This window comes from Halanaerobium sp., from assembly GCF_003070835.1.
In genome coordinates this window covers 1-9,290 of record NZ_QBLR01000131.1, presented here as the reverse complement: position 1 = coordinate 9,290, position 9,290 = coordinate 1, and the positions used below count along the sequence as shown (strand labels likewise).

5 protein-coding genes and 3 pseudogenes are annotated in these 9,290 nt (G+C 36.7%); 6 read left to right on the top strand and 2 right to left on the bottom strand.

The window, feature by feature from the left end:
* Positions 1 to 1,068, bottom strand: a pseudogene (locus tag CI949_RS12695) (glycoside hydrolase family 65 protein); the annotation flags it as partial.
* A gap of 229 nt (positions 1,069 to 1,297) precedes the next feature.
* On the opposite strand from CI949_RS12695, the gene CI949_RS12690 reads away from it, so the two are divergent.
* The 3 genes and pseudogenes from CI949_RS12690 to ltrA all read left to right on the top strand — a co-directional run bounded on the left by CI949_RS12690 (position 1,298) and on the right by ltrA (position 4,871).
* A complete protein-coding gene (locus CI949_RS12690) occupies positions 1,298 to 2,041 on the top strand; it encodes a ZIP family metal transporter (RefSeq protein ID WP_290767057.1) in 744 nt (247 codons plus the stop codon).
* A 70-nt stretch (positions 2,042 to 2,111) separates the two neighbouring features.
* Positions 2,112 to 2,708, top strand: a pseudogene (gene zupT, locus CI949_RS12685) (zinc transporter ZupT); the annotation flags it as partial.
* Between the two features lie 714 nt (positions 2,709 to 3,422).
* On the top strand, positions 3,423 to 4,871 hold the full coding sequence (ltrA, locus tag CI949_RS12680; RefSeq protein ID WP_290767056.1) for a group II intron reverse transcriptase/maturase: 1,449 nt from the start codon (positions 3,423 to 3,425) through the stop codon (positions 4,869 to 4,871).
* A gap of 116 nt (positions 4,872 to 4,987) precedes the next feature.
* Here the strand turns inward: ltrA and CI949_RS12675 are convergent, their stop codons facing one another.
* Entirely contained in the window at positions 4,988 to 5,857 is an 870-nt protein-coding gene (locus tag CI949_RS12675) for an SDR family oxidoreductase (protein WP_290767054.1), read from the bottom strand.
* Between the two features lie 274 nt (positions 5,858 to 6,131).
* Between CI949_RS12675 and CI949_RS12670 the strand changes: the two genes are divergently transcribed.
* The 3 genes and pseudogenes from CI949_RS12670 to CI949_RS12660 form a co-directional block, all read left to right on the top strand.
* Positions 6,132 to 6,947: a ZIP family metal transporter gene (locus tag CI949_RS12670; RefSeq protein WP_290767052.1), complete on the top strand. Its 816-nt coding sequence runs from the start codon at positions 6,132 to 6,134 to the stop codon at positions 6,945 to 6,947.
* A 563-nt stretch (positions 6,948 to 7,510) separates the two neighbouring features.
* Positions 7,511 to 9,019 (top strand): anthranilate synthase component I family protein, encoded by a 1,509-nt coding sequence (locus CI949_RS12665; RefSeq protein WP_290767050.1) that lies wholly within the window; start codon positions 7,511 to 7,513, stop codon positions 9,017 to 9,019.
* A pseudogene (locus CI949_RS12660) lies at positions 9,003 to 9,290 on the top strand (aminodeoxychorismate/anthranilate synthase component II); the annotation flags it as partial. The gene CI949_RS12665 and the pseudogene CI949_RS12660, both read left to right, overlap by 17 nt.

Below are 9,290 nucleotides of genomic sequence, written 5' to 3'. Positions count from 1 at the left end.
ATCCCAGTAAGTTAAGCCACCATATTTTTCTCCTGTAAATCCTTTAGGTCCAATATTTAAACGGGGATCATGGCCGGTATAAGTTTGATTGAGATGAAAGATGTTGAAACGAATACCCTGCTGTGCTTCTGGATCACCTTTAATTTTAATATCACTTTCCTGCCAGATTTTGGCCCAGGCCTCTTTATGTTCTGTAAAAAGATCTTCGTAGCCTCTGAATTCTGCTTCAGCAGCCTTTTTTTCTGCTTCTTCGCTGACTAAATTTTCTTCATAGTCCCTGCTGGTACAGACAGCAATATATTTATTTAGCTCAATTTGTTCTCCAACTTCAGCTTTGAGCGTTATTTTATTACCAACATAATTTTCATCTCCTGGTCCGGTCAGCAGCTCAACCTTGCGTTCTTTTTTATTTAAATCCCAATTCATAGCTGAGGCTACAACAAAATCAGACTTTCTGGTCTTCATTGAAAGCAAAGCTTTACCTTTGTTATTTTCTTTTTCTAGTCCTTCCCAGAAAAACTCATCGTAATTTGCATCTTCATTTTTGACATCACCATCAAGATGGGGAATTAAAACTATTTCAGCATCTTGGTCAAGAGGTCGAACTTGATACTTAACAGCAGCTAGTTCTTTATTTTTTTGATTTAAAAATCTTTTTTCTATAATTTCAACCCGATTGTTTTCCAGCTCGACAGTAAAAGATCTTTCCAAAAAAGCCTCTTTCATATTTAATACCCTTTTGAAATTACTGAAATCAACTTTATTTAAATCAATTTCCGAACCATCTATTTGTAAATTTATACCGATAAAATTGGCAGCATTAGCAATTTTAGCAAAATATTCCGGATAACCATTTTTCCACCAACCAACGATAGTCTTATCAGGATAATAGACACCAGCAATATATGTACCCTGCAGGCTGTCTCCAGTGTAATTCTCAGCAAAATTCCCACGCAGACCCATATGACCGTTGCCCAAACTCATAATACTTTCTGTAACTCGGTTGTAATTTTTATCAAAACCATTTTCAATAACTTTCCATTCATCAACTTCAAAATATTTTTTCAAAATATCCACCTACCTTTCGCTTAAATTATATCAGAAAAAATTGATTAATGAAAGTGCTTCCATTTTAAAATTATTTGTAAATCATTAAGACTATCAGACTGCATTAATAGTTAAATTAATATTAAAGTATGAATATAATTCTAAGTTAAACTTTTAATTCAAGACTATTTATTGTATGATATAATTAATAATAATTACTGAAAATAAAGTTTTTTAGGGAGGAAAATGTATGGAGACTCTTTTATATAGTTTTTTTGCAGGAACATCAACAGTAATCGGTGTTTTTGTTTTAATGATTTTCGGAGAGCCCGGAAATAAGACTCTGGCTTCTCTTTTGGGCTTTGCAGCTGGAATAATGCTGGCAATTTCTGTTTTCGAACTGATGCCTGAGGCTCTGCTTTTGGGTTCAATGACAATAACGGTGATTGGATTTTTATTGGGTGCTTTGATGATGTGGAGCCTTGATAAATTTGTTCCGCATTCACACCTTTCTTCAGCAGATCATTTGGATGTTGAAAATCCGGAAAGGATCCATGTTGAAAACCCAATTTTAAGAACTGGTTATTTAATTCTTTTCGGGATTGCTTTACATAATCTGCCTGAGGGTCTTGCAATTGGTGCAGGTTTTGAATCCAGTCCAGAAGTTGGTATTTTAATCGCTGTTGCTATCGCCTTTCATAATATACCGGAAGGATTAGCAATTGCTGGACCTCTAAAAGCTGGAGGGATCGATAATTTAAGACTGCTTATTTTCACTTTGATTGCAGGCTTAATGACACCTCTTGGGACTTTAATTGGGATGGCTATTTTTAATATTTCTTCAACATTTGTCGGAGGCTCACTTGCTTTTGCAGCAGGAGCGATGGTCTATATTGTTAATGATGAGCTTGTTCCACAGTCCAACCATATGCACAGTCATTTTGCTAATGCAGGGATGATGGCTGGTCTGTTGATAGGATTTGGAATCCTTTAAAATATAGTATTTCAAGAAGATTTTTAAATAAATATTTAGCAGGAGGTATGGATTAAATGGCCCCACCAAAGGGCAGTGGATGACAGTTCTTTCATTTTTTACAGGAATTTTAATTATTGCTTTAATTGATAGATTGGTACCTGAATATGAAAACCCACACGAACCACGTTCAGATTTGGATCTTTCTCATTTAAAAGCAGATGACTTTGAAGATAATGAAAATCTGGAGAGAATGGGTGCTTTTTCAGTTCTGGCAATAGCAATTCACAACTTTCCGGAAGGTCTGGCTACTTTTGCAGCTGCCTTAAGTGATCCAGCTTTAGGTGTTTCTATTGCAATTGCAATAGCGATTCATAATATCCCGGAAGGTATTTCTGTTTCTGTTCCTATTTATTATGCTACAGGAAGCAAAAAGAAGGCCCTGTTTTATTCATTTGTTTCCGGTTTAGCAGAGCCATTTGGTGCTTTAGTAGGTTATTTTATTTTTCGTTCATTCTTTAATGATATGGTTTTTGGATTCTTGTTTGGTACAGTAGCAGGTATTATGGTCTATATTTCTATTGATGAGCTCTTACCGACTTCCAGAAAATATGGTAAAGAACATCAGGAGATCTATGGTTTTGTAGCCGGAATGGGAGTAATGGCGATTAGTTTATTGTTATTTTAAAATTTAATTTTAGTTATAAATATAGAAAAGGGTCCGGAAAAAAGCCGGGCCCTTAATTTTGTGCGACGGGCAGTCGCACTTATGTAAGATGTACATGAATTAATTGTTAAGGACAGCGATTACGTTACCTTGAAGGTAGAAACGAATCGAGAGTCCGGAAGAATAATTTTCTCGAAGGTGAAAGTCCTTCCCCGGGGATGCCGGTATAGCCCGGGAAGCCTGGTCCAGGGCAGCGCTGTGAAGTGCTGTCTGAAGGGGACGCGGTAAACTGAGAAGCCCGCAGGTGGATAAACAGGCCCTAATGCAGAAATGCGTAAAGTACGAGCGGCAGGATAAATTGATGACCATCCGAAAATAATGGGAAATCTACTCAAAATATGAGTATTTGATATTCAAAGAATCCGGACGAATATCGAAAGTTTATCAGGTGAAGGTGCAGGGCATGTTTAGAAGGAAAGTGCAACAACCCCGTGAGATCTCTATCCTACCAGAAATGGGTGAAGACATATAAGGTTAGGCCGAAATTGTTAACACGGATAGAGAAGTCAGACGCCTCCATAGTACGGAAGTAAGAAAATGACCAAACATTTTCTGAACGGAAGGGAGTGCGACCTGAGTGAATTCACACTTAAATAATGCATAATGAAAACAGTGACGATACTGAATATAGTATAAACGAGCTGGATGTGTGCAAAACAGGGAGTGGAATAAGATTTGAAAGAGTTAAAGAATAAAGAAAGAAAATTAAAGTGGCATAGTATTTACGGACAGATACTGAATGAGAAACGGTTAAAAGAAGCCTGGGAGAAAGTAAAGGCCAATAAAGGTGCAGGTGGAATTGACGGTGAAACCCTAAAATCATTTGGAAAGCAGTCAGGAAAGAAATTAAATAATCTGCTGGATAAATTAAGGGAGAAAGAGTACAAACCATCACCGGTAAGACGTCAGTATATACCAAAGAAAAATGGTAAAGTAAGACCGCTTGGAATACCAACTATTGAAGACAGGATAGTTCAGCAGGCTGTAGTAAATGTAATTCAGCCTAAATTTGAAGAAGAAGTCTTCCATAAATGGTCCTGTGGTTACCGACCTGGCAGAGGTGTACAGAGAGCTCTACAACTAATTCTCTGGCATATAGAAACAGGGTATAACTATGTATATGATTGTGATATCAAAGGATTCTTTGATAATATACCACATAAAAAGTTAATGAAAACATTAAATAAATATATAGCAGATGGTACAGTGCTGGATATGATATGGAAATGGTTAAAAGCAGGTTACATGGAAGAAGGAAAATATCATGATGTAAGCTCCGGCACTCCTCAGGGCGGCGTCATTTCGCCAATTCTTGCCAATACTTATCTAAATGAACTTGATTGGGTTTTAGAGGAACATGGAATAAGATTTGTCAGATATGCCGATGATTTTCTGGTGTTTGCAAAAAGTAAAGAGGATATTAAAAAGGCTATTCAGATAGTTAAAGAAAAGTTGGATGAGTTAGGTCTGGAAATATCAGAGGAAAAGACGAAAGTTGTTGATTTTAATGATGATGACTTTGACTTTCTGGGTTATACTTTTGAGCACTGGAGAAATCGTAAAAGAGATGGCAAAGCATATTTTATAGCCAAACCTAAAGAATCAAGCTGGCAGAAATTTAAAGAAAGTATTAAAGCCAAAACCGGAAAGACTCTAACCTTAAATGTCAAATCATGGCTCAAACGAGTTAATCCAGTAATCAGAGGCAAGATAAATTATTTTCTAAATTTGTATAAAGCTATCAATGCCAATGAAAGTTATGGCCAGAAAAGCAACTGCTATATAAATGTTTTCAGCAATGAATTATTAGCAATTGATGGATATATCAGAAGAAGACTTAGAGTAGCAATGATACATGACCATCCCGGCCAGAGAAAAGGATGGGCAATGTCAAATAAGTGGAATAATGAATACTTTGCAAAGGTTGGTTTAATTCCTGCTTTCTGGTTATATTATAATTATCAATATGGTCATACCATAGAAGATTATATTAAATATCTGAAAGAAAAGAACAGGAAAAAGAACAGGCGCAAGGTAGAAAGGACACGAGAAAAGGGTCAGAATTATTATACCGATAAAAGAGTCCGTCAAATAAAATATGCACAGAGATTAGCGAAAATATAAATTCAAATCAAAACACGTTGGTAAGCCGTATGCCTTAATAAGGCACGTGCGGTTTGATGAGGGGGCAGCCATTTAAGTGGTCGCCCTACTCTATCATCTGGATATTTTAATCTGAATTAAATTAAATCGACTTCCTGCAGTAATTCTTTTAAAGATTTTTTAATCGGTGTTGCAGGGCGTCCCAGCAGTTTCTCAAAATCATCACTTTCCACATTAAGAGCACCGTCTCTAATCCCCTTCTGGATTGCGACTACCATTGGCAGAGCAGATTCGGGCATTCCACTTTCCTTCATTATCTGTTTATATTCTTCATCACTGACTTTTTTAATTGGAATTTCCTGATCGATCACTTCTTCTACAGCTGATACCAGTTCTGATTGAGTAAGCGGTTGAGCGGAAAGTTCATAAATAGTATTTTCATGGCCCGATTCAGATAAAACTTTAGCGGCAGCTGCGGCATAATCTTTTTGCAGGGCCCAGCCAACTTTTCCGTCTTCAGCAGCTGTTACCCAGGGTTGACCTGCCATTGCAGCTTTAATACTGGGGATTTCATTGCGCAGATACCAGTTATTGCGTAAAAAAGAATAGGGAATCCCTGTCTCTTTGATTGCTTTTTCAGTTTTTCTGTGGACAGGTGCCAGAAATAAAGAACTGTTTTCTGCATCTGCCAGGCTGGTATAGGCAATAAAATTGACTCCGGCTTCTTCTGCCGCCTGGACTGCATTTTTGTGCTGCCTAATTCTTGTTTCATTATCACCAGTAGTTGATATGATCAGAATTTTGTCTATGTTTTTAAAAGCTGTAGTTAGCGTTTCTGGCTGATCAAAATCTCCCTGACGTACATCAACTCCCTTATTTTTAAGACCCTCTGCTTTAGCGGGATCCCGCACACTTACTGCCAGCTGTTCAGTCGGGACTTCTTCCATTAAAAAATTAATTATTTTAGAACCAAGTTTTCCAGTTGCACCGGTTACTAAGGTTTTCATAAACAATTCCTCCTTTAGAATTTTACTATAAAATTAAAACTTATCGGTTAATATGTTAGTCAGAATGTGTTTTTAGAGTCAACTTCAATCTAAGTATTATAATAACAAAAAAGAGGGGGAAATGATGTTGTCATTTTACATTTAATAATTTTAAACTTTAAAATATATTAAGCTTTAAACAATCGTTTATTTATAGTATGATATAAGATAAGAAAAGAATTATGGTTAAATTTTGAAAGTGTTAATTATTATAAAATATAGAGGAGGCTATAAAATGATTATTGATTTTTTGATTGATTTTTCACCCATAATCCAGGCTTTGCTGGCAACATTATTTACCTGGTTTGTTACAGCTCTGGGGGCAGCAGTGGTTTTCTTTTTTAAAGATGTTGATCGCAGACTTCTTGACAGTATGCTCGGCTTTGCTGCTGGAATAATGATAGCAGCCAGTTTTTGGTCTTTACTTGCTCCTGCAATAGAAATTTCCGAAAATCAGGGAGTAGCAGGCTGGATTCCCGCTGTAATTGGTTTTTTAATGGGAGGAGTGTTTTTACGTCTGGTTGATATGGTTTTGCCTCATTTACATCCCGCTTTAGCTCAAAGTGAACCTGAGGGAATTAAAACTAACTGGCAGCGAAGTGTTCTCCTGGTTCTTGCAGTGACTTTACATAATTTTCCGGAAGGACTGGCGGTTGGAGTAGCTTTTGGAGCAGTTGCAGCAGGTATTCCGTCTGCTACTATCGCTGGTGCTGTTGCACTGGCAGTGGGGATTGGGCTGCAGAACTTTCCTGAAGGTGCAGCTGTATCTATTCCTTTAAAAAGAGAAGGTCTTTCTGCAAAGAAAAGTTTTATGTATGGCCAGTTTTCAGGAGCTGTCGAACCTATAGCGGGTGTTTTAGGTGCAGCAGCAGTTTATTATATGAGACCTATACTTCCTTATGCTTTAGCTTTTGCTGCAGGTGCAATGATTTTTGTAGTTGGAGAAGAATTAATACCCGAAGCTAATTCAGAAGGTAACAGTCATTTAGCTACAACAGGTTTAATGTTGGGGTTTGCAGTTATGATGTTTTTAGACGTTTCGCTGGGTTAATTTAAATGCTGTTTTATTAATGAGATTAAAGTATCCGTAGTAAAATTGAAATTATTTTTCTTGACTTATTTAGAGAATTCAGTTATAATTAAAAAAATTCGAGATGAGAAAAGCCCAGATTAGTAGAGAAGAGTTAGAGATTAGATTAGCAGAGCAAATATGTGTAATTAATGGGCCAGGTTTATATCTATATATAAATGTGGTTTTTTTGTTTAATTATTAAAATTAGCTATGAATAATTAAAAGTAAATTTTTAAATTTTAGTGCCGTGACTTTTTAAATTTATTAGAACAGCTTGATAAAGGCTAAGTTAAATTAATCTTCAGGGCAGGAGGCTCTGAACTGACCGGACAGCAGGATGCTGTCATCGGGAAGATAGATTAATTTAACTTTATAACTGAAGCTTAGCTGTTCTTAAATTTAAAAGCGGAATTAACTAAAACTTTAAAAAAATTTACTTTTAATATCTCTTACTAATATTAACTACGGTCAGGCTTTTAACCAAGCTCTGGCCGTTTTCTGGTTTTAAGGCTAAAGACTGAAAAAGTTAAAGGAGGAGAGAGATGAAAAGCAAAAATGAATTTTTAGAATTAACAGCAGAATACAATCTGATTCCAATTTATGATGAGTTTATTGCAGATATTGAGACTCCAATCTCTTTATATAAAAAACTAGCTCTAGCAAAAGATTATACCTATCTTTTAGAGAGCTCGGAAAATGACCGCTATTCTTTTATCGGTTTAAAACCGGCGGCTGTGCTTAAAAATTATGATAATTATTTAGAAGTGATTAGAGAGGGCAAAAAAGAAAAATTATCCGGGCAGGAGATAGTACCCTATCTACAGCAGCAGCTGGCTGAACTTAAAGTTTATGAAAATGAAAAACTACCTCCTTTTTCCGGAGGTTTTGTCGGCTATTTCAACTATGAAATGATAGAAAAGTGGGAGGATATTTATCATCTGGAAGCAGATAAAGAATTAAAAAAAGACAATACTCCACTGAGTTTGCTGGTGATGAGCAAAATTATAATTGCCTATGATCATCTGCACAATACGGTTAAAATTATTAATAATATTAAAATAGATGAGGATTTAAGCGCGGAGAAAAAAGAAGAAATTTATCTGGAGGCTAAAGGAGAAATTGAAAAAGTAAAATCTGAGATTGAAAACAATAATTCGAAATTAAAGCCGGCAGCAGTTAATTTAGATTCAACTCAGAACAAAAAATTAAAGTCAAATACCACCAAAAGAGAATATAAAAAAATGGTGGAAAAGGCAAAAGAACATATTAAGGCAGGAGATATTTTTCAAATAGTGCTATCACAGAAATTTTCAATAGAAAATGATCTGCCGCTATTTAAGATTTACCGGGCTTTAAGATCAGTAAATCCTTCCCCTTATTCTTTCTACCTTAATTTTCCCGAAATCAGGATTATTGGTTCTTCACCGGAGGTGCTTGTTAGAGTAAGGGGAGAGAGAGTAATGACCAGACCGCTGGCAGGTACCAGACAGAGGGGCAGAAACAGCAAAGAAGACCAGGAATTAAAAATGGATCTCTTAAGTGATGAAAAAGAAAAAGCTGAGCATACAATGCTTCTGGATCTGGGCCGCAATGATTTAAGTAGGATTGCTGCTCCAGGCAGCGTTGAAGTGACAGAGTTGATGGAAGTTGAGTTTTATTCAAAGGTGATGCACATTGTTTCCCAGGTGGAAGCTAATCTTAGAGATGGGCTGGACAGTCTCGATGTTTTAAAGGCAGTTTTCCCAGCCGGTACAGTGTCTGGAGCTCCGAAAATTAAGGCGATTGAGCTGATTGACGGGCTGGAAAAAGAAGCGCGGGGAGTTTATGCAGGTACAGTAGCATATTTGAGTTTTAATGGTAATTTAGACAGCTGTATTACTATCAGGACTTTTTCTTTAGTCGAAGGCAGGCTTAACTTACAGGTTGGAGCTGGAATTGTTGCTGATTCGGATCCGATCAAAGAATATCAGGAGACACTTAGCAAAGGGCGGGCTCTATTTGATGCTCTGGAAGTGGTAAGAGAGGATGGTATCCGTGATTTTAGTAATTGATAATTATGATTCCTTCACCTATAATTTAGTCCACCTGCTGGAAGAATTTGACCAGGTCAGGGTACTGCGCAATGATAAGTTGAGTGTTGAGGATGTAGCAATTATGGCCCCAGATAAAATTATAATTTCACCTGGTCCCGGTCGGCCTGATGATGCTGGGATTTCGAAAGAACTGATCGAGTATTTTAAGGATAAAATTGATATTTTAGGAGTCTGCCTTGGTCATCAGTGTATTGGGGAGGTTTTTAGTTCAGAAGTTGTTGAAGCAGAT